This window comes from Burkholderia sp. PU8-34, from assembly GCF_053427725.1.
Genome location: NZ_JBSAXC010000013.1, coordinates 97,327 through 116,928, shown reverse-complemented (window position 1 = coordinate 116,928; position 19,602 = coordinate 97,327). Strand labels below are relative to the sequence as shown.

Genomic DNA, 19,602 nt, shown 5'->3' with positions numbered 1-19,602 from the left:
GGCGCGAGCGCGGCAGGGAAGTCCGTCGGCATCACCTGGGGCTCCCCGTTGCGCGGCGCGGCTAATCGGTATTCAACGCAACTCCGTTTCCACCGGATTTGGTGCGTGCCGCGTGTCGGCGGGCGTGCAATCCGGCGACGCTACAAGGAAGGACCATGAAGATCGAAGGCGCTGTCGTGTTCGTCACGGGTGCGAACCGCGGGCTCGGCCTGCAGTTCGCGAAAGAGGCCCTCGCAAGAGGCGCGAAGAAGGTGTATGCGGGCGCGCGCGATCCGGCCGCCGTGACGCTGCCGGGCGTCGTGCCCGTGAAGCTCGACGTCACGGATCCGGCGAGCGTCGCGGCGGCGGCCGACGCGTGCCGGGACGTCACGCTGCTCGTCAACAACGCGGGCATCGCGCACGCGGGCAGCCTGGTCGATCCGGACGCGGTTGTCGCGCTGCGCGATCATTTCGAAACCAACGTGTTCGGGGTGCTGTCGATGGCGCGCGCGTTCGCGGGCAACCTGCGCGACAACGGCGGCGGCGCGCTGCTGAACGTGCTGTCGGTCGCGAGCTGGATCAACCGGTCGCAGCTGTCGACCTACGGCGTGTCCAAGGCCGCCGCGTGGGCAGTGACCAACGGGCTGCGTCACTCGCTGCGCGAGCAGCATACGCAGGTGATCGGGCTGCATGCGGGGTTCATCGACACCGATCTGACGCGGGATCTGCAGGTGCCGAAGGCGGCGCCGGCCGATGTCGTGCGCCAGGCATACGACGCGCTCGAGGCGGGGGCGGAGGAGGTCGTCACCGACGAACGCACCCGGCAAGTGAAGCAGGCGCTGTCGGAAGGGGTGTATCTGCACGATGGCGCGGTGTCCTGAGCGCGCCGCCCGTCGGGTGGACATCGTGCGGCCCGTCTTGCGCCACGCGGCGCAAGACGGGCATCGGGCGGCGTGCGCCGCTCAGGCCGTCAGGTCGACGATGCCGGGAATCTGCACGTCCGGGTTCACGTCGGCGTCGTAGTCGACGCCGGCGATCGCAAAGCCGAACAGGCGCAGGAACTCCGTCTTGTAGCCGGCGAAGTCGGTCAGCTCGTACAGGTTGTCGTTGGTGACCTGGTCCCAGAGCTGCACGACGCGCGACTGCACTTCCGGATCGAGCTCCTTGTAGTCCGCGCGCAGGCGGCCTTCGTCGTCCACGTGCGGCTTCGTGCCGTACAGGCTGTCCTTGAGCAGCCCGTAGACCTGCTCGATGCAGCCTTCGTGCGTGCCCTTCTCCTTCATCACCTTGAACAGCAGCGACAGGTAGAGCGGCATCATCGGGATCGCCGAGCTCGCCTGCGTGACGACCGCCTTCAGCACCGACACGCGCGCATCGCCGCCGTGGCCGGCCAGCGTGTCGCGGATCGCGAGCACCTTCTTGTCGAGATCCTTCTTCGCCTCGCCGATCGAGCCGTTCCAGTAGATGTCGTGCGTGATCTGCTCGCCGAGATACGTGAATGCGGTCGTCTTCGCGCCGTCGGCCAGCACGCCGGCTTCCTGCAGCGCGTCGATCCACATCTGCCAGTCTTCGCCGCCCATCACCGCGACGGTGCCGTCGATCTCTTCCTGCGTCGCCGGCTCGAGCACGGTTTCGCGGATCACTTCCTTGTCGGTGTCGAGGCCGCGGAAGCTGACCGACTTGCCGATCGGCTTCAACGTCGAGCTGATGGTTTCGCCCGTCCTCGGATGCGTGCGGCGCGGTGCAGCGAGGCTGTAGACGACGAGGTCGACCTTGCCGAGGTCGCGCTTGATGGTGTCGATCGTCGCTTGCTTGACGGCGTCGGAGAACGCGTCGCCGTTGATGCTGCGCGCATACAGGCCCTTTGCGGTCGCGAATTTCTCGAACGCGGCGCTGTTGTACCAGCCTGCCGTGCCGGGCTTCGTCGCGCTGCCGGGGCGCTCGAAGAACACGCCGAGCGTGTCCGCGCCGGAGCCGAACGCGGCGCTGATCCGGGCGGCGAGGCCGTAGCCGGTCGATGCGCCGATCACGAGCACCTTCTTCGGGCCGTTCGCGATCGGGCCGTGCGAAGTCACGTAGTCGATCTGTTCCTTGACGTTGGCTTCGCAGCCGACGGGATGCGTCGTCACGCAGATGAAGCCACGCACGCGCGGTTTGATGATCATGGAAACCTCTTGTGTAAAAGCGGAAGGCCTGGAAACGGCGAAGTCCGCGCATTGTAATGGAAGCAGCGGCCGACGCGGCGGCGCGCGGGCGATCAGGGCGCCCGCCGCGGCACCGGCGGGGGACGGATCCCTGCACGCGAAGGGCGGGGCTTGCGGGCACGCGGTCGGTCGGGCCCGCCGGTCCCGCCGGGCGATGCGGGCCGACGTCGGGCGGAACCGCATGCCGCTCACGGTGCGGACCCACAGTTCGGATGTCATCGGAATCGGGGCGCGGTGTCCATTCGTGAATGGCCCGATGTGAATGGCATCGCAGTCGGTGCGCGTTCTCGCATGTCGTATTTCATGAGGTCGTGTATAAATTCGACGGAACGGAATTCGGGACGCCCGCACGTCCCGGAATTTCCGCACCCGACCTCACAAGGAGCCCGCATGCTGCAAATCCTCGGCAAGACCCCGTCCATCAACGTGCGCAAGGTGCTGTGGCTGTGCACCGAACTGAACCTGCCGTTCGAACACGAGGAGTGGGGGGCGGGTTTCCGCTCGACCAACGACCCGGCCTATCTCGCGCTGAATCCCAACGGCCTCGTGCCGGTCATCAAGGACGGCGATTTCGTCCTCTGGGAATCGAACTCGATCATCCGCTACCTCGCGAACCGCTACGGCGACGCGTCGCTCTATCCGGCCGAGCCGCAGGCCCGCGCGCGGATCGATCAATGGATCGACTGGCAGGGATCGGACCTGAACCGTGCGTGGGCGTCGGCGTTTCTCGGCCTCGTCAGGAAGTCGCCCGATCACCAGGACCCCGCCGCAATCGCGCAATCGATCGCGAACTGGACGAAGCACATGCGCGTGCTGAACGCGCAGCTCGACGCGACCGGCGCGTTCGTGGCCGGCGACCATTTCACGCTCGCCGACATTCCGATCGGCCTGTCGGTGAACCGCTGGTTCGGCACGCCGTTCGAGCATCCGGATTTTCCGGCGCTCACGCGCTATGTCGAGCGTCTCGCGACGCGCGACGGCTTCAAAACCTACTGCGGCAGCGCGAACCCCTGATGCGCGGTGTGAAACGCGCGGTGCGCCGCGGCCTCGTTGCCGGCCGCGCGCGCTGTCGACGCGCGCCGACGCCGGAACCCCGCGGCGGCGCCGCGAGCAGGCCCGCCGTCACGCGCCGGGCGCCGCCGGCATCGCATCGAGCACGCGCGCGAGGAATGCTTCGTGATTCCATGCCGACTCTGGCCGCGACAGCCCGAGCCGCACGACCACGAGCTGCCGGCTCGGCACCACGCTGACGAACTGCCCTTCGTGCCCGACCGCATGGAACGCGTCGGCCGGCAGCGCCGGCGCGTGCGGACCGCTGTCGTTGAACGGCTCCGGCACCTTCACCCACAGATGCGCGCCAAAATCCCGGCGCGGCGCCTGCGGCGTCGCGCGCGCCATGTAGCGCACCCAGCCTTCGGGCAGCAGGCGCTTGCCGTCCCACACGCCGTCCAGCAGCAGGAATTGCCCGAACCGCGCCCAGTCGTGCGCGCTCGCGTACATGAACGACGCGCTTTCCAGCGTGCCGGCCGGATCGGGCTCGAACACGCTGTGACGCATCCCGAGCGGCACGAACAACGCGCGGTGGGGGAACGCCAAGTAGTCGGCTTCGGTGCCGCCCATGGCCTCGCGCATCACGCGCGCGAGAATCGCGCTCGTGCCGCTCGAGTAATGCCAGCGCGTGCCCGGCGCCACGGCGAGCCGCTTGGCCGACGCGAACCGGGCCGTGTCGGGCTGCGTGAACAGCATCACCGCGACGTCGGACAGCGGGTCGTCGTAATCCTCGTTGAACCGCAGGCCGCTCGTCATGCGCAGCAGTTCGTCGAGCGTGATCCGCGCGCGCGGATCGCCGCTGCCGCGCCATTCGGGCAGCAGTGCCGACGCGTCCGGCGCGAGCTTGTGCTGCGCAACGAGCATGCCGATCAGCGCGGCGGTCACGGTCTTGGTCATCGACCAGCCGGGCAGCGGCATGTCCGCGGAAAAGCCGGGCGCATAGCGCTCGGCGATCAGTTGCCCGCGATACAGCACGACGACCGCGCGCGTGCGGCGCGGCCGCGCCGGATCGGGCTCGCCGAACGCACTGTCGATCGCGGCCTGCAGCTTGCGGGCGTCCACGCCGGCGGGCGGCACGGCCGGTGCCATGGGCGCCGACGGCGGATCGGACGCCGTTACGCCGGCAGCCGGCAGCGCGCTCGCCGATGGCCCGAGCGCGAGCGTGCAGCCGAGCCCCGGCCGGAATTCGGCTTCGCGTTCGGCGAACCAAACGAAGGTCGCGCGTGCGCGATGGTGCTCAGCATCGACCGACGGATGCACGAGCTTGAGCAGCGGGTGGACGCCCGCCATGATGTCCACGTCGATCACCGAAGACGCCGGGCGGCCGGACACGAACACGCCCGAGCACAGCGCCTTCGCCGCATAGCCGGTCGCGATCGGCGCGAGGCGGGACAGCGTGTAGCCGGCATAGCCGACGCCGGCGGCCAGCACGAGCGCGGCGCCGCGCAGCATCAGCTTCCTGTAGGGGATCGTCATGCGGGAGCGTCCTCGGTTGTCTGCGGGCGGGCCACGAACCGGCAGTGTCGCAGGTCCGGGCGAGCGGTGGCAATCGCGGGCGCGTGCGGGGCACCGCGCGGCGTCGCGCCGGGTTCATGCTGCCCGGCGTGTGCGAATCGCGTGTGTCAATGGCGCGGGACAGTGTGGCGATGGCGTGTTTGTCGGCGGCCACGCACGGGCGGCACGGCTTCGCAACGCGCGCAGGGCGGTATGCGATGCGCGGTGGCTCGCATGCTCGATCGCGGCGCGCATCGCGGTCGTCGCGTGTGACGATGGATGCTCAGTCGCGACCGGTGACGTCCGGACGGATGAAAGATCGTCCCGGCAGGCACAACGAAAAAACGCCGGCTCGCGGCAGGTGCTGCCGCAAGCCGGCCAGGCGATGCGCGCGGCGGCGAACGGTGTCAGCCTCGGTCGGCTATGTCGTCGGCATGCGCATTGCCTGCGTTCGGGCGGACCGCCGGCGCAACGCGGCGTGCGCGGCCCGCCCGTTCACCGCGTTATCGGGTGTTGCCGTTGTTGTCCAGACGTAGCGTCCAGACGGTTGCGGTGTTCGTGTTGTCGTTGACGGCTGCGAACTGCGGCTGGTTGCTGCTGCTGAGTCCGAATGCGAGACCGAAGGCCGCGCCCCCCACGATATCGACCTGCATCTGCGCGATGAAGCGGCCTTGCGCCGTGAACTCGACGATTTCGCTTGGCTGATTCGGATCGGCATTGACCGCGTCCCCGTTGGCGGTCACGAGATGGCCGTTCGGCGCGAGCGCCAGCGCGAGCGGGCCATGCAGGTGCATGTTGTCGAAGTAGATCATCCGGCCGACGCCGGGATTGCTGCTCGTCGACGCGGCATGCTGGATCGCGAACACTGCGTTGTCGGCTGTGGATGCGACATACAGGACGTCGATGGTCGGGTCGTAGGCGAGCCCCGTCGGACCCAGGACGAGCGCACTCGGATCGCGACCTGTCTTATAGCCCGCCGCAATGACGGTCGAACTCGACAGCATCGTCGCGACGCCGCTGCTGTCGAACATCAGGTCGATCCGCGAGACGTTGCCGCCCAGGACGTTCGACACGAACGCGGTCACGCGCTGGCCGCGATCGATGACGGTCATGTCCCACGGCCCGTTCAGCAGTCTGGGGTCGACCAGTGGCTGGGCGTGCGTGCCCTGCGGATTGATGACGAGCAGCGAGCCTTGTCCGATGTTGGTGATCCCGCCGGTTGTCGTCGTCGGCACGTTGCCGACCAGCACGAAGCCGTTGCGCAGCACCGTGAGCGCGGTCGTGAGGCCGAGGTTGCTGCCCTGGAAGAACGTCGTCGCCTGGCTGCTGCCGGGCGTCAGTTTCACGATCGTCGTGCCGGTGCCTTGCACGTTCGAACTGTTGTTGAAGTTCGACACGATGACGTCGCCCGGCTTCAGCGTGCTCCATGCCGGCACGCCCTGCGGCACGAACGCGATCCCGTACGGATTCACGTCGCCGTTTGTGGGGATGGTCGTCGAGATCACGGCCGACGGCGGCAGAATCGTTTCGCCGCCTGCCCATGCGGCGGTCGACGACAGCGCGACCAGCCCGGCGCCGCAAGCCGCGCGACGTAGCGTGCGCGCTATCGCGCGCGAGGTGCGCGCGAAGGCCGGCAAGCTGGCAGCGGGTGGGTCGGGCGAAGCTCGGGAGGGAAGTGGGTTCATTGTTCAACTCCTTCTGACGGCCATAAGAAATCGCCCCGGCTGCCGGCTAGCGCAGACGATGGGCGTCCGACGCCGGTTCGCGGCGTTCCGGCGTGAACCGACGCTCGGAGTAAACGGTTTGCAGCACGCGGTTATTCCATCTGTTTTCGTGCATTGCATGCGAACCGACATCGATTGTTTGCGAAGATGGCCATGCCGCCTGACAGGTTGAAATCCCGGTCGCCATCGGCTGATAATCGTCCGGAATCGACCGACTCTCCCAGCCATCGTTATCCGGAAATTGCCATGTCCTACGACAACAACAACCCGTTCGCAAAAATCCTTCGCGGCGAGCTGCCGTGCGTCAAGGTCGCGGAGGATGAAACCACGCTCGCGATCATGGACCTGATGCCGCAGGCGGACGGGCACGTGCTCGTGATCCCGAAGGAAGCCGCGGCGGAAATCTTCGACCTGTCCGCCGAATCCGCCGCGTCGTGCATCCGGATGACGCAGCGCATTGCGGCGGCGGTGCGCGGCGCGCTGAATCCGGACGGCATGTTCATCGGACAGTTCAACGGCCGCGCGGCCGGCCAGACGGTCGCGCACGTGCACTTCCACGTGATCCCGCGCTGGGAGGATGTTGCGTTGCGGATGCACGCACGCGACATCGCCGATGCGGCAACTCTCGAATCGATCGCGAAGCGCATCCGCGAACAGTTCGTGTAACGGCGGGCGAACGGCGCGCCACGCGATGCCGCCCGGCATGCACGCGGCGGCGCGCCGGGCTGGCCCCGGCTGGCCGGATGCATTGTTTCAGCGGTCACAACAGGTAACAGGTGTAACGCCCCGCGAAACTCGGCGAGGGGAGCCGGCCGCTACACTCGGTGCATCGATTCATCGAGTGATATGGAGGGCGGACTGACCCTTTCGTATCGGGTGCGCCTCGCGTCACGGCGAGGCGGCTTTCGCAAAGTGTCATGCGTCTTTCGCGCCGGGAACCAGCCCATGTCCAGACTTCTCGTTACGCTCGCCCTGATCAGCGGCCTGTGCGGCTGCGTCGTCGCACCGCCTTACGGCTATGCGCCGGCGCCGGCCTATTACGGCTATGCACCGGCCTACTACGCGCCGCCAGTCAGCATCGGTATCGGCGGGGTGTTCCACGTTCGCTGACGCGATGCTCGTTGCCCGCCGGGGACACGATGCCGCGTGACAAGCGGTAGCGGACGACGCCGTCGGCTCGCGCATCGCGCGTTGCGTGGCGCGCTTGCGCGCCTCGCAACGCCGGGCCCAACACGTTTCACCTCACCGGCTACGCTCGCTGACGCCGCACGCCGCACGCCGCACGCCGCACGCCGCACGCCGCACGCCGCACGCCGCACGCCGCACGCCGCACGCCGCACACCGCACACCGCACACCGCACACCGCACACCTGACGCCGCATACCACACACCGGTCTGCCGGGCTCCTTTTCCTGCCCCTCTCCTCGGCCGTGCGCCGCGCAATGTCATAGGCTTCGCGTCCTATACTTCTGCGGAAAGCGTGCGCTCAAGCGAGGCAGCCATGACGCAATCACCGAAGGTCGCGATCCTGTCGATCGTCACCACGCTTGTCTACCTGTGGCTCTCGATCGTCGGCATCGGCGGGTTCGCCGCGTACTTTTCCCATCCGTCACTGACCGTCATCGCGATCGTCACGCTCGTGATGGTGGTCGTCGCGCTGTTCAGCCCCGGCAACCTGAGCACCGGTGAACGCGAGGCGCGCGACAACCGCTGGGTGCTCGCGGTGTTTGCAGCGATCGGCTTTGCATCCGCGTTCCTGCCTGCGTACACCGACCGGCTCGATTTCTGGACGTTCGACGGCGACACGGTGCGCTGGGCCGGCGTCGGGTTGTACTGCGCCGGCGGTGCATTGCGCATGTGGCCCGTGTTCGTGCTGGGCCGCCGCTTCAGCGGGCTCGTCGCGATCCAGCCCGGCCATACGCTGGTGACGGACGGCATCTATCGGACCATCCGCAACCCGAGCTATCTCGGCCTGCTCGTCAATGCGCTCGGCTGGGCGCTCGCGTTCCGCTCCGGCGTCGGCGTGCTGCTGGTCGTGGTGACGCTCGTGCCGCTCGTCGCGCGCATCCGTTCCGAGGAGGCGCTGCTGCGCGCGCATTTCGGCGCCGAATACGACGCGTATTTCGCGCGGACGTGGCGGCTGATTCCCGGCATCTACTGACCCTTTGCGAACCGGTACAGCGACGCATGTGATAACGCATGCCGTCGCATGACGTCGCGCCTGCGTGCCGGCGTGTGTATCACGCGCGCCGGTTGCATTCGCACAACGCCGCGAAGCGGACATTTAACAGGGTCCGAACTTGCGCCGATGCACGCGGAAACCCGTGCCGGCGCGGGTTTCCAGACCGGGCACGATACATGCGGTAAGCCTTTCCGATCGGCACACAACTTGTTACCAGAATGTTCGGGGCAAGCGCCAGGGACCGATGCTATTCTTCGCCGCAAGCTCATTGAAATGATTTCGTCCGGCACCCGATACAGTGCTTCTCACGGGCCGGTCAGCACGAATCGTCATACCAGAGCGAACCCTCGATCAACAGATTGCGAACAAGGAAGAAACGGGCATGTGGAAGAAGATCGCCCCCACCCTCGTCGTCGCCGCTCTTGCTGGCGCGACTGCGCTGCCGGCAGCAGCTAACGATTTGAACAACGCGCTTGGTGGCGCGCTCGGCGGGGTCGCCGGCGCGGCAGTCGGCGGCGCGGTCGGCGGTCGCACCGGCTCGGTGATCGGCGGCGCGATCGGCGGTGGCGCAGGCGGCGCGGTGACGGCGAACCGTCACGAGCGCACGGGCGCGATCATCGGCGGCGCGCTCGGCGGCGGTGCCGGCACCGCAGCGGGCAACGCGATGGGCGGCCGCTCGGGCGGCCTGCTCGGCGCAGCAGTCGGCGGCGGCGCAGGCGCGGCGCTCGGCGGCAACCTGTCGCGCAACTCGTACGGCGGCGACGGTGACGGTCACGGCTATCGTCATCGCAAGCATCATCATCACCGCGACTGGGACTGATCGTCCCCGCGTGGCACGCTGACGCGAGCGGTGCGCAACAACCCGCGCACCGGATCGCGTGAAGCGGCCACGCAACCGAATGGCCCGGCCAGGCGGCACGACCGCTTGCGATTCCGGGCCTCGTCATTTTCCACGCTTCGCCAGCTATCCCGATCGTTTCCCGATCCGCACGCCATGTGCGTGTGTCCTGATCCCGCCGTCGCAGTCGCGATGCGTGCGGCATCCTGATTCGCGCATTCGCGCATTCGCGCATTCGCGCATTCGCGCATTCAAGCATTCAAGCGTTCACGCATTCAAGCGTAATCACGCGTTCAAGCTTTCGCACACCCTCACGCGCCGCCAAGGTAGTGCAAAAGCGAATGCAATCCATCGCAACATTTAATTGGTGAATCGCGACCGACTCCGATATCGTCAACGCTGCTCGCGTACGGAATCAGACCGTGCCCGCCGCGCCATACCGCCCGATGCCGTTGCGTAGCGACGTGATCGAGCGGGCCGCTGAGCGTAGCCGCGACCACCCGCCGAACCGGGTGGGCCCGTCGCGAAACCTGGCCGACCGACCGGAAGCCGATCCGCTTCCAAGTGTTCCCGGCACCGGCGTTCCGCCGCCGCATGCGTGCCCCACGCGTGCGCCCCGGACATCGTGTGCACCGGAACCGGACCAACCCATTGCCTGGATGATTATGTCTAAGACAACGTATTACGCGCCGCATGGCGGCCACCCGCCGCAGACCGATCTGCTGACCGATCGCGCGATGTTCACCGAGGCGTACGCGGTCATTCCGAAGGGCGTGATGCGCGACATCGTCACGAGCTGGCTGCCGTTCTGGACCAACACGCGCCTGTGGGTGATCGCACGCCCGCTGTCGGGTTTCGCCGAAACCTTCTCGCAGTACATCGTCGAAGTGAACCCGGGCGGCGGCAGCGACAAGCCGGAGCAGGACAAGGAAGCCGAAGCGGTGCTGTTCGTCGTCGAAGGCGAGGCCGAACTGACGTTGCAGGGTTCGAAGCACGTGCTGAAGCCGGGCGGCTACGCGTTCATTCCGCCGGGCGCGAACTGGACGCTGCACAACGTCAGCGACGCCGCCGCGCGCTTCCACTGGATCCGCAAGCGCTACCAGGCCGTCGACGGCATCCCGCTGCCGGAAGCGTTCGTGACCAACGAGCAGGACGTCGAGCCGATCCCGATGCCGGGCACCAACGGCGCCTGGGTAACGACGCGCTTCGTCGACATGAGCGACATGCGTCACGACATGCACGTGAACATCGTCACGTTCGAGCCGGGCGGCGTGATTCCGTTCGCCGAAACGCACGTGATGGAGCATGGTCTGTACGTGCTCGAGGGCAAGGCCGTGTATCGCCTGAACCAGGACTGGGTCGAGGTCGAAGCGGGCGACTTCATGTGGCTGCGCGCGTTCTGCCCGCAGGCGTGCTACTCGGGCGGCCCCGGCCGCTTCCGCTACCTGCTGTACAAAGACGTGAACCGTCACATGAACCTGACGCTGAACGCGCCGCGCTAAACAGCGCGTATTGCGTGTCCGCAGGACAGGCCCGCCGGTGCAAGCCGGCGGGCTTTTTGTCTGGATCGTCGCGGAATGCCGGGGAACACAGGACAGATCGTCAGGATGAGTCGGTGCGAGGCGGCGGATCTGCGAGACGGATGATGTTCGAGCCCGGCCGTTGTTGTCCCGCCTACGCGGGCGGCAGCGTCACCAGCGCCTTCTGCATCCGCTCGATCAGCGCCAGCACTTCCTGCCGGCTCTCGCCCTTGGCGTGCACGAGGTAATACCTGAGCGGAGAGGCGACCTCGTGGCGGCTCACGCGAACGAGGCCGCTGCGCTTCAGATACGCGTCGGCGAGCGGCGTGCGCGCCAGCGCCACGCCGAGTCCTGCCTCGGCTGCTGCGAGTACGAGCGTGTAGTCCTCGAAACGGCGATCCTGGGCGCGTGGCTTGAGCGGGATGTCCAGTGTATCGAACCATGCGCGCCATCCGGTCGCATCGGAGTCGTGCAAGAGCAGCAGCGCAGCGTCGCCGACTTATGTGATCGGCACGCAATCCTTTCCTAAATAAAATTTGGCCAGCCCAACATTGGCTAAAGAATGTTCCGGATTCGCGGTATCCCTTCGACAATGCGCGCCTTTCGCGATGGATGGCGACTGCTTGCGCCATGCCGTCGCCGCATCGAACAAGGGATCCGACATGACCGACACCTCCACTTCCCCGCCGCCGGACTCCGCACCGCCGGACTCCGCACCGTCGCGCCGCCGCATCTGGCGCATGCTCGCGGGCGTGCTGCTCGGGCTGATGGTCGCGTGCGCCGGCATCGGCGCGTGGACGATCCACAGGATCTGGACGCAGTTGCCGTCCGTCGAACATCTGGCCGTCTATCGCCCGGCGGCGAGCGGCGACATGCTCGCGCTCGTCGGCGGCGCGAATTTCAGCCGCAACGTGTTCGATCATGCGCTGCAGGCGTACCGCCAGCCGGGTTCGAGCTTCAAGCCGTTCGTCTATTCGGCCGCGCTGGAGAAGGGCTACTTCCCGGGCGTGCTCGTCGACGACACGCAGCGCACGCTGACCCGCGCGGAAACCGGCGCGCAGCCGTGGCGACCGCGCAATTTCGGCAACCACTACGAAGGCTTCATCCCGGTGCGGCGCGCGCTCGTGCGCTCGAAGAATCTCGTTGCGGTCAGCCTGATGCAGGCTGCCGATCCGCAGTACGTGCAGCAGCATGCGATGCGCTTCGGTTTCGATGCGCGGCGCAATCCCGCGTCGCTGCCGCTTGCGCTCGGGTCGGGCGCGGTGACGCCGCTCGAGCTGGCGAGCGCGTATGCGGTATTCGCGAACGCCGGGATGCGGCTCGAGCCGCGCCTGATCGCGTCGGTGAAGCAGCGGCATGGCGGCGTGCTGTTCGAAGCGCCGCCCGCGGCCGGCACGCGCGTGCTCGACCTGTTCCGCACCGACGACTGAGGCGACGCGACATGCATACGCTTTATCTGATTGCGATCGTCGCGGAAGCGATGTCGGGGGCGCTGATGGGAATGCGGCGTGGAATGGACCGCTTCGGGCTCGCGCTCGTCGGCGCGGTGACGGCGCTCGGCGGCGGCACCGTGCGCGACGTGCTGCTCGGCCACTATCCGCTCGGCTGGATCGCGCATCCCGAGTATCTCGTGATTACGCTTGCCGCGGCGACGTGCGCATCGGGCGTCGCGCGCCGTCTTGCGCGAATGAAGACGCTGTTCGTCACCGTCGACGCGGTCGGCCTCGCGGCGTTCACGATCATCGGCTGCGACATCGGCGCGAAGACGGGCAACGCACCGATCATCGTCGTGCTCGCCGGCGCGATCACCGGCGTGTGCGGCGGGATGCTGCGCGACCTGTTGTGCAACGAAATGCCGCTGATCCTGCGCGAGGAACTGTATGCGAGCGTCGCGTTCTTCACGGGCACGCTCTATGTCGGCATGCAGCACCTGGGTGTCGATGCCGGCGTCGCGACGGTGGTTGCGCTCGTGGCCGGCTTCACGATGCGGATGCTTGCGGTGCGGCTTGGCTGGAAGATGCGGACGTTTGGTGTGGCTGACGTCGAGCATTGAGGGGTGACGCAGCCTGTTGCAGGCGTGAACAGGCCCTCATGCAGGCACCATCACCGGCGGCGACCCGTCGCCGGTCTCGACCATCCTGACCGCAAATCCATAGCAGCGCGCGATATGCGCGGGCGTCATCACGTCGCGCGGCGGGCCGTGCGCGACGATCGTGCCGTCGGCCAGCATCGCGATGCGGTCCGCATGTCGCGCGGCGAGGTTCGGGTCATGAACGATCGCGAGCACGCCGAGCCCCCATTCGTGCGCGACGGTGCGCACGGTGTCGAGCAGCCGGTGCTGGTGCGCGAGATCGAGCGCGGCGGTCGGTTCGTCGAGCAGCAGGTAGCGGGGCCGTGCCGCGTCATGGCCATCGTCGGGCCACAGCTGCGCCAGCGCGCGCGCGAACTGGACGCGCGCGAATTCGCCGCCCGACAGCGTCGTGACGTCGCGGCCAACCAGCATGTGCGCGTCCGCGCGTTCGAGCGCGCGCCATGCGATGTCGCGATCCCGGTGCGACGCTGCGCCGCTGCGGCGCGCATGCGGATAGCGGCCGAGCAGCACGATCTCGTCGACGCTGAACGGAAACGCCGGCTGTGCGGCCTGCGGCAGCACGGCGCGCAGGCACGCAAGCCGTGCTGCGTCGATGCGCGCGAGCGGCTCGCCGTTCAGCGTGATGCGCCCGGAGACGCGCACGCCGTTCGGCGCTCCGCCGCCAGTCAGCTCGCCGGCGAAGGTCTTCAGCAGCGTGCTCTTGCCCGCGCCGTTGCGGCCGAGCAGCGCGGTGACGCGGCCGGGTTCGATCGACAGCGACAGGTCGCGAAGGATGACGGCGCGACGGCGCGCGACTTCGAGCTGGTGGGCGATCAGCATGGTCGTGAAGGAGTGGCTGGCGCGGGAAGTGGCGCGGGCGTTACGCCGCGCCTGGCAATGCGTCGTTGATCGTCGATGCGAGTGATGACAAGGCAATCTCCGGCAGGGTGGGGCGGATCGGTGGGCCGTGCTTGTGCAATGACGTCCGGCTCGCTCATCCGCCGAGCGCACTGCGGTTTTTCCACAGCAGCGCGAGAAAGAACGGTGCGCCGAGCAGCGCGGTCAGCACGCCGAGCGGAAGCTCCGCCGGCGCGGCGACGGTGCGCGCCGCGAGATCGGCGGCCAGCGTCAGCAGCGCGCCGAGCAACGCGGCGCCGGGCAGCACGATCCGCTGGTCGGGGCCGCATGCGAGGCGGACGCAGTGCGGCGCGACGAGGCCGATGAAGCCGATGACGCCGGCGCACGACACGAGCGCGCCGACGGCAAGCGCAACCGCGACGAGCACGCGGCGCTTCAGGCGCGGCACGGGCACGCCGAGGTGCAGCGCCTCGGTTTCGCCGAGCTGCAGCGCATTCAGCGCGTCGCGTTCGCGCGCAAGCAGCGCGCAGCCGATCGCGACGCATGGCGTGACCGCCGCGAGCGCCGGCCACTGCGCGCCCCCGAGGCTGCCGAGGCTCCAGAACGTCAGCGAGCGCAGCTGCGCGTCGTCCGCGACGAACGTGAGCAGGCCGATCGCCGCGCCGACGAGCGCGTTGATCGCGATCCCCGCGAGCAGCAGCAGCGGCAGCGCGAGCCGGCCACGTGACGCGGCAAGGCGATAGACGAGCGCGGCGACCGCGAGCGCGCCCGAGAATGCGGCGACCGGCAGCGCGGCGACGGGCAACGCGCCGGCCTGTGCGGCGAACAGCACGGGGCCGAGCACGATCATCGTCGTCGCGCCGAGCGCCGCGCCGCTCGATACGCCGACGAGCCCCGGATCCGCGAGCGGATTGCGGAACAGCGCCTGCATTGCGGCGCCGGCCGCGCCGAATCCGCCGCCGACCAGCAGCGCAAGCGCGACGCGCGGCGCGCGGATCTCGAACAGGACCGCGCGCGCCTGCTGCGCGGCGGTGTCGCCGGTCAGCGCGGCCCAGAGTTCGGCGGGCGAAATGCGATACGCGCCAACGCACAGCGAGGCAATGGCCGCCGTGACGACCATGGCGGCGAGCACGGCCAGCGCGAGCGGCGCGAACCGGCGCGACGCGCCCAGGCGGGCAGCGCCGCGCGATATCGTGCGTGGTCCGGCGGAGAAGGAGGAGGCATGAACGGACATCGGCGCGATCCCGTATCAGGCGACGCCTGCCGACAGGCGCTCGTACAGCGACGTGACGGCGAGCGGCAGGCGCGGGCCGAAGCCGAGCAGCAGCAGCGCGTCGAGCGACACGACGCGCCGCGCGCGGCCTGCCGGCGTCGCGGCGAAGCCAGGCGCGGCCAGCAGCGCCGCGCGTCCGCCGACCGCCGCGAGCCCTTCGTCGGAAATCAGCACGACGTCGGGCGCGGCCGCGGCGAGCGCCTCGGTCGTCAGCGGCTTGTAGTGATCGAAGCCCTGCATCGCGTTGCGCGCGCCGGCGTAGCGGATCATTGCGTCGGCGGCGGTGCGCTGGCCGGCCGCGAGCGCCTGGTTGCCGGTGTGATTGAGCACGAACAGTACGCGCGGCGCCCGTGCGCCGCCGGGCGGTCGAGCGGCGACCGTGTCGCGCGCGGCCTGCCATTCGCGGTCGAAGCGCTGCAGCAGCGCGGTGCCGGCGACGCGCACGTCGAGCGCCTGCGCGACGCCCGCGATCTTCGCGCGCACGGAGTCGACGTCGTGGCGTTCGCCGAACGTCGTCACCGTGACGCCGGCGCGCTTCACCTGCGCGAGCACGGCGGGCGGTCCGGCCTCGGCCGATGCAAGCACGAGGTCCGGGCGCAGCGACAGCAGGCCCTCGGCCGACAATGCGCGCTGATAGCCGACCTTGGGCAGGTGGCGCGCAGCGTCCGGATACGTGCAGGTCGTATCGGCCCCGACGAGCTGAAAGCCGCGCGTGTCGGCGCCGCCGAGCGCGTATGCGGTTTCCGCGAGCGCGCCGCCGATCACGACGACGCGCTTCGCAGGCGTCTGCGCGCGCGAGCGGCCCGGCAGCGTGCCTGCGAGCGCGCCCGCCGCCGCGCTCGCGAGCCAGACGCGGCGCTGCCGGCTGAACGGCCCGCCGCTCACCGTGCGTCTCCGCGCGCCGCCGGCGGCAGGCCGGCCACCAGCGCGCGCCAGTCGTCGCGCTCGGGCTGGCCGGGCTTGCGTTCGCCGAACAGCAGTGCGACATGCTCGCCGTGCCGGTCGAACAGTTCGAGCGATGTGACGATGCCGTCGCTCGTCGGCTTCTTCACGACCCACGCGGCGGCGATCATGTCTTCGCGCACGTGCAGGTTGAAGCCGGGATCGAGCACGTTGATCCACGCACCGACGTCGCGCACGTTCACGACCGGCCCCGTATGGATCTGGATCATCCCCGCGTTGCCGACGAACACCATGATCGGCTGCGCGCTGCGTGCCGCCTGTTCGAGCACGTGCCGCAGCGCGCGTGTATCGGCCGGATACGCGTAGCGCGGCTCGGCAAGCCGCAGCGCCTGCATCCGGCTCACGCCGAAACGTTGCGTGATCCCGAAGAACTGGTGCGTGTCCGTCATCGCGTCCCACGCCGCATGGAAGCCGGCGATGTCGATGTCGGTGTCGGCGCGCTCGGGTGCTTTCGATGCGCTCGGCGTGACCGCGAGCCCGGGTTCCTGCGACGGCGTGCGCCAGCGGCCGACGAATGTGTCGAACGCCGCGTGATCGCTGTGCGCGCGCAGATAGACCTTGTGGATCGCATCGCCATGCGCGTCGAAGAACTGCAGGCTCTTCAGCATGCCGTGCGCGGTCTCGTCGCGAACCGCGAACGCGGACGCCCAGTGGCGGTAGAAGATGCGCAGGTCGATGTCGCCGAGCGCGAGGCCGACCGGGCCGTCGTGGCTCATCTGCGCATACTTGCCGTCCTTCTCGTGGACGGCCGCTTCGTTGCGCGTGAGCGCCATCACGCGGCCGAGCCGCGGCATTTCCTCGAACATCGCCGGGAAGCGCGCGTCGAGCCGGACGACGTGCTCGCCGATGAACGCCGCGAGCGCTTCGCCTTCGCTGACGCCGAGCGCCTGCGCGGCATCGCGGTTGCGGAGCTGGCGCTCGGCCTTCAGCTTGACGAACGCGTCGCGCAGCGCGGCGGCCGAGCGAAGCGGCGTGGCCGGCTGGCCGGGAAGAGCGGATTGCATCATGTCGGACTCCTTGATGTGATGGATGGGTTGGGAACGCGGGCAGCACGCATCAGAAATCCACCTTCATGCTGACGGCGACAGTGCGGCCAGGCGCGGTGTACGCGTCGAGCACTTGCGAATCGGACGTGATCCCGCGCACGTCCGACCAGTTCCAGTACTTGCGATCGAACAGGTTGCGGACGCCGATCGTTGCGCTCACGTGCTTGTTGAAGCGGTAGCCGCCGCGCACGTCGACGACGAACGACGACGGCGGTGCGAAGCACGGTTTTTTCTTCTCCGAGCACGCGCCCGCGGCGATGTCCTTGTCGTGCTTCACGGCCTGGAACAGCAGGTCGGTCTGCACGAACCAGCGTTCGCTCGGTTCGTAGCGAACACCGAACACGGCCGAGAACGGATTGACCGTGTCGAGCGGCTGGCTGGCCGCGCCGTTGTCCTGCGTCGAGCCCTTCGTGAACGCCATCGCCGTCTTCAGCGTGATGCCGTTCGGCATGATCCATTCCGCGCGGCCTTCGACGCCGTGAATGCGCGCGTGGGCGAAGTTCACGTACTGGAACACGAACGGGTCGGCCGGCCGGCCGCTGCCGGCGATCGTCGTGCGCGCGATGAAGTTGCGGTAGCGACCCGTGAACGCGGCGGCGCTGTAGCGCACGACGCCGTAGCCCGTGCCGGCCTTGCCGCGCAGGCCCGCTTCGAACGTGTCGCTCGTCTCGGGCTTCAGGTCGGGATTGCCGATCGACGTATAGCCGTACACCGGATTCGCGAAGCTGCTGTTCACCTGGTCGGGCGTCGGCGAACGGAACCCGTGCGCGTACTGCACGTACGGAATCAGCGCGGGCGTTACCTCGTAGAGCATGGCGACGCGCGGCGACAGTTCGTTCGCGTTCGTCGACACGGCCTTGCCGGTGAACAGCGGATCGTTTTCGGTCGGGCTCAGCCGGTACGTGTCGAAGCGCAGGCCCGGCGTGACGAGCAGGCGGCCGTAGCCGATCTGGTCCTGCACGAACGCGCCGAACAGCGTGTAGTCGGTGTCCGGGAACGCCTTGTTCGGGAACGATTCGCCGACGCCCGGCACGGTGCCGTCGCGCAGGTTCGTCACGCGCGACAGGCTGCCATCGACGCCGACCAGCAGCTTGTGCGCGAACGGGCCCGTCGAGAAGCCGCTTTCGGCGAAGGCCGCCCCGCCGAACGTGCGTTCCTTGTACTGGTTGTCGCGCGAGCGCGAACGCTGCGTGCCGCGCGTCTCGAACGCGTACTGGTCCTGCTTCGCATCCTGATAGTAGAACTGCGCGTGCGCGTTCTGGAACCAGCGGAACGTGTCGTCGCGGAAGTCATAGTCGACGCTGAAGCGGTTGCGTTCGAGCCGGTCGCTGGTCGTGAGGCCGAGCGTGGCCGGCGGATTGATCGCGGACAGCACGTCCGTGCCGACGCGCCGCTGCACCGTTTCGGCAGTGAACTTGATCGTGTCGCGCAGGGTGGGCGTCAGCACGAGCTTGCCGAGCAGCGATTCGGAATAGACGTCCTGCGGATTCGACGTCGTGCGCAGCGTGCTCGCCGTGTTGTTGCTGCCGCGCGTATCGACCTCGTGGCCGCGGCGGCCGTCAGCGATGATCATCCCCTGCACGCGATCGTTGCCGCCCGCGGCCGACACCGTCGCGCCGACGCTGCGGTCGGCGGAGTCGTAGCTCGGCCGGAACGAGAAGTAGTAGGGCTTGCGGTAGATCGACAGCAGGTCCCGCGGATCTTTCGTGATGAAGTTCACCGCGCCGGTGAGGCCGTCGCTGCCGTAGAGCGCCGATGCCGGGCCGCGCAGGATCTCGATGCGCTTCAGCGTGTCGAGGTCTGCGTAATCGCCGCGGCCGGCCTCGAGCGGCCCGAACGAGAACGCGTTCGGCAGCCGGATGCCGTCTTCCATCAGCAGCACGCGGTTGCCTTCGAGGCCGCGGATGTTGATGCTCGAATCGCCGTCGCGGCCGCCGCCGAGCGCGGCGGTGCCGGGCCGGTACGCAGTGCGGCGCACCGTGACGCCCGGCTCGTAGCGCAGCGCGTCCTTGATGTTCGCCGCCTGCTGTTCCTCGAGATCCTCGTCGGTGATCACGGAGACGGACGCGGCCGTGCGGCTCGCCGCCGTCTCGGTACGGGTGGCCGTGACGGTGACGGGATCGAGCAGCGCGGCGTTGCCACGCGTCGACGCAGCGATGATGACGGCGGGCGAAGTGGCTGCCAAAGTGGCCGCGTGTTGCGTCGGCGAATCGGCAAAGGCCGGGGTGGCAGTGACGCCGAAGGCGCCGAACAGCGCGGCGCACATCGGCCGCCGCGCCAGCGAAAAGCAATGCACAGGTGGTCTCCCAGTGATGAAACGAGCCCGAAGGCTGGCTGGGTGACGCGTTCACCTGGCTGGCGCATCCGCACGCGGTGGGCGGCGAACGGCTGGTTGAAAGG

Annotated in this window: 17 protein-coding genes and 2 pseudogenes; 9 read left to right on the top strand and 10 right to left on the bottom strand. The window is 68.5% G+C overall.

Features of this window, described 5'->3' with window-relative positions; all coding sequences use genetic code 11:
- The first annotated feature begins 155 nt into the window (after positions 1-155).
- Entirely contained in the window at positions 156-860 is a 705-nt protein-coding gene (locus tag ACV22Z_RS26330; RefSeq protein WP_448079204.1) for an SDR family oxidoreductase, read from the top strand.
- Positions 861-941: 81 nt separating this feature from the next.
- On the opposite strand, the gene fabV is transcribed toward ACV22Z_RS26330, so the two are convergent.
- Positions 942-2,144, bottom strand: coding sequence for an enoyl-ACP reductase FabV (gene fabV, locus ACV22Z_RS26325; protein WP_448079203.1), 1,203 nt, complete (start codon positions 2,142-2,144; stop codon positions 942-944).
- 429 nt (positions 2,145-2,573) lie between these two features.
- Between fabV and ACV22Z_RS26320 the strand changes: the two genes are divergently transcribed.
- Positions 2,574-3,197 carry a glutathione S-transferase family protein gene (locus ACV22Z_RS26320; protein ID WP_448079202.1) on the top strand — a complete coding sequence of 208 codons (624 nt, stop codon included), beginning with the start codon at positions 2,574-2,576 and terminating at the stop codon, positions 3,195-3,197.
- A gap of 108 nt (positions 3,198-3,305) precedes the next feature.
- Here the strand turns inward: ACV22Z_RS26320 and ACV22Z_RS26315 are convergent, their stop codons facing one another.
- Both ACV22Z_RS26315 and ACV22Z_RS26310 read right to left on the bottom strand, forming a co-directional pair.
- Positions 3,306-4,709 (bottom strand): serine hydrolase domain-containing protein, encoded by a 1,404-nt coding sequence (locus tag ACV22Z_RS26315; protein ID WP_448079201.1) that lies wholly within the window; start codon positions 4,707-4,709, stop codon positions 3,306-3,308.
- 521 nt (positions 4,710-5,230) lie between these two features.
- Positions 5,231-6,412 (bottom strand): hypothetical protein, encoded by a 1,182-nt coding sequence (locus ACV22Z_RS26310; protein ID WP_448079200.1) that lies wholly within the window; start codon positions 6,410-6,412, stop codon positions 5,231-5,233.
- 285 nt (positions 6,413-6,697) lie between these two features.
- Between ACV22Z_RS26310 and ACV22Z_RS26305 the strand changes: the two genes are divergently transcribed.
- From ACV22Z_RS26305 to ACV22Z_RS26285, 5 genes are all read left to right on the top strand, one after another.
- The gene (locus ACV22Z_RS26305; protein ID WP_448079199.1) at positions 6,698-7,117 is read left to right on the top strand and encodes an HIT family protein; all 420 of its coding nucleotides are present in this window, start codon (positions 6,698-6,700) and stop codon (positions 7,115-7,117) included.
- A 279-nt stretch (positions 7,118-7,396) separates the two neighbouring features.
- Positions 7,397-7,561, top strand: coding sequence for a hypothetical protein (locus tag ACV22Z_RS26300; protein WP_185732302.1), 165 nt, complete (start codon positions 7,397-7,399; stop codon positions 7,559-7,561).
- A gap of 391 nt (positions 7,562-7,952) precedes the next feature.
- Positions 7,953-8,612, top strand: a complete 660-nt coding sequence (locus ACV22Z_RS26295; RefSeq protein WP_448079198.1) for a methyltransferase family protein — start codon at positions 7,953-7,955, stop codon at positions 8,610-8,612.
- A gap of 403 nt (positions 8,613-9,015) precedes the next feature.
- On the top strand, positions 9,016-9,453 hold the full coding sequence (locus ACV22Z_RS26290; RefSeq protein WP_448079197.1) for a hypothetical protein: 438 nt from the start codon (positions 9,016-9,018) through the stop codon (positions 9,451-9,453).
- Positions 9,454-10,136: 683 nt separating this feature from the next.
- A complete protein-coding gene (locus ACV22Z_RS26285) occupies positions 10,137-10,973 on the top strand; it encodes a bifunctional allantoicase/(S)-ureidoglycine aminohydrolase (RefSeq protein WP_448079196.1) in 837 nt (278 codons plus the stop codon).
- A gap of 172 nt (positions 10,974-11,145) precedes the next feature.
- Here ACV22Z_RS26285 and ACV22Z_RS26280 read toward each other — a convergent pair.
- Both ACV22Z_RS26280 and ACV22Z_RS26275 read right to left on the bottom strand, forming a co-directional pair.
- Positions 11,146-11,487 (bottom strand): annotated as a pseudogene (locus tag ACV22Z_RS26280) (LysR substrate-binding domain-containing protein); the annotation flags it as partial.
- A gap of 3 nt (positions 11,488-11,490) precedes the next feature.
- Positions 11,491-11,655, bottom strand: a complete 165-nt coding sequence (locus ACV22Z_RS26275) for a hypothetical protein (protein ID WP_448079195.1) — start codon at positions 11,653-11,655, stop codon at positions 11,491-11,493.
- 187 nt (positions 11,656-11,842) lie between these two features.
- Here ACV22Z_RS26275 and ACV22Z_RS26270 point away from each other — a divergent pair.
- Positions 11,843-12,397 (top strand): annotated as a pseudogene (locus ACV22Z_RS26270) (penicillin-binding transpeptidase domain-containing protein); the annotation flags it as partial.
- A 35-nt stretch (positions 12,398-12,432) separates the two neighbouring features.
- A complete protein-coding gene (locus tag ACV22Z_RS26265) occupies positions 12,433-13,044 on the top strand; it encodes a trimeric intracellular cation channel family protein (protein WP_448079194.1) in 612 nt (203 codons plus the stop codon).
- A gap of 36 nt (positions 13,045-13,080) precedes the next feature.
- Here ACV22Z_RS26265 and ACV22Z_RS26260 read toward each other — a convergent pair whose 3' ends face one another.
- The 5 genes from ACV22Z_RS26260 to ACV22Z_RS26240 all read right to left on the bottom strand — a co-directional run bounded on the left by ACV22Z_RS26260 (position 13,081) and on the right by ACV22Z_RS26240 (position 19,498).
- The gene (locus ACV22Z_RS26260; protein WP_448079193.1) at positions 13,081-13,902 is read right to left on the bottom strand and encodes a heme ABC transporter ATP-binding protein; all 822 of its coding nucleotides are present in this window, start codon (positions 13,900-13,902) and stop codon (positions 13,081-13,083) included.
- Positions 13,903-14,056: 154 nt separating this feature from the next.
- The gene (locus ACV22Z_RS26255; protein WP_448079192.1) at positions 14,057-15,154 is read right to left on the bottom strand and encodes a FecCD family ABC transporter permease; all 1,098 of its coding nucleotides are present in this window, start codon (positions 15,152-15,154) and stop codon (positions 14,057-14,059) included.
- A 15-nt stretch (positions 15,155-15,169) separates the two neighbouring features.
- Positions 15,170-16,078: a heme/hemin ABC transporter substrate-binding protein gene (locus ACV22Z_RS26250; RefSeq protein ID WP_448079191.1), complete on the bottom strand. Its 909-nt coding sequence runs from the start codon at positions 16,076-16,078 to the stop codon at positions 15,170-15,172.
- Positions 16,075-17,163, bottom strand: coding sequence for a hemin-degrading factor (locus ACV22Z_RS26245; protein WP_448079190.1), 1,089 nt, complete (start codon positions 17,161-17,163; stop codon positions 16,075-16,077). Before ACV22Z_RS26245 ends, ACV22Z_RS26250 begins: the two co-directional genes overlap by 4 nt.
- A gap of 49 nt (positions 17,164-17,212) precedes the next feature.
- A complete protein-coding gene (locus tag ACV22Z_RS26240; RefSeq protein WP_448079189.1) occupies positions 17,213-19,498 on the bottom strand; it encodes a TonB-dependent hemoglobin/transferrin/lactoferrin family receptor in 2,286 nt (761 codons plus the stop codon).
- Between the last annotated feature and the right edge of the window lie 104 nt (positions 19,499-19,602).

Bases quoted from the DNA above. Each gene is read 5' to 3' on its own strand.
- ACV22Z_RS26320 (WP_448079202.1), top strand. From the start codon at position 2,574: ATGCTGCAAATCCTCGGCAAGACCCCGTCCATCAACGTGCGCAAGGTG.
- ACV22Z_RS26300 (WP_185732302.1), top strand. From the start codon at position 7,397: ATGTCCAGACTTCTCGTTACGCTCGCCCTGATCAGCGGCCTGTGCGGC.
- ACV22Z_RS26245 (WP_448079190.1), bottom strand. From the start codon at position 17,163: ATGATGCAATCCGCTCTTCCCGGCCAGCCGGCCACGCCGCTTCGCTCG.
- ACV22Z_RS26295 (WP_448079198.1), top strand. From the start codon at position 7,953: ATGACGCAATCACCGAAGGTCGCGATCCTGTCGATCGTCACCACGCTT.
- ACV22Z_RS26290 (WP_448079197.1), top strand. From the start codon at position 9,016: ATGTGGAAGAAGATCGCCCCCACCCTCGTCGTCGCCGCTCTTGCTGGC.
- ACV22Z_RS26330 (WP_448079204.1), top strand. From the start codon at position 156: ATGAAGATCGAAGGCGCTGTCGTGTTCGTCACGGGTGCGAACCGCGGG.
- ACV22Z_RS26260 (WP_448079193.1), bottom strand. From the start codon at position 13,902: ATGCTGATCGCCCACCAGCTCGAAGTCGCGCGCCGTCGCGCCGTCATC.
- ACV22Z_RS26255 (WP_448079192.1), bottom strand. From the start codon at position 15,154: ATGTCCGTTCATGCCTCCTCCTTCTCCGCCGGACCACGCACGATATCG.
- ACV22Z_RS26265 (WP_448079194.1), top strand. From the start codon at position 12,433: ATGCATACGCTTTATCTGATTGCGATCGTCGCGGAAGCGATGTCGGGG.
- ACV22Z_RS26310 (WP_448079200.1), bottom strand. From the start codon at position 6,412: ATGAACCCACTTCCCTCCCGAGCTTCGCCCGACCCACCCGCTGCCAGC.
- ACV22Z_RS26275 (WP_448079195.1), bottom strand. From the start codon at position 11,655: ATGTCGGATCCCTTGTTCGATGCGGCGACGGCATGGCGCAAGCAGTCG.
- ACV22Z_RS26315 (WP_448079201.1), bottom strand. From the start codon at position 4,709: ATGACGATCCCCTACAGGAAGCTGATGCTGCGCGGCGCCGCGCTCGTG.
- fabV (WP_448079203.1), bottom strand. From the start codon at position 2,144: ATGATCATCAAACCGCGCGTGCGTGGCTTCATCTGCGTGACGACGCAT.
- ACV22Z_RS26305 (WP_448079199.1), top strand. From the start codon at position 6,698: ATGTCCTACGACAACAACAACCCGTTCGCAAAAATCCTTCGCGGCGAG.
- ACV22Z_RS26285 (WP_448079196.1), top strand. From the start codon at position 10,137: ATGTCTAAGACAACGTATTACGCGCCGCATGGCGGCCACCCGCCGCAG.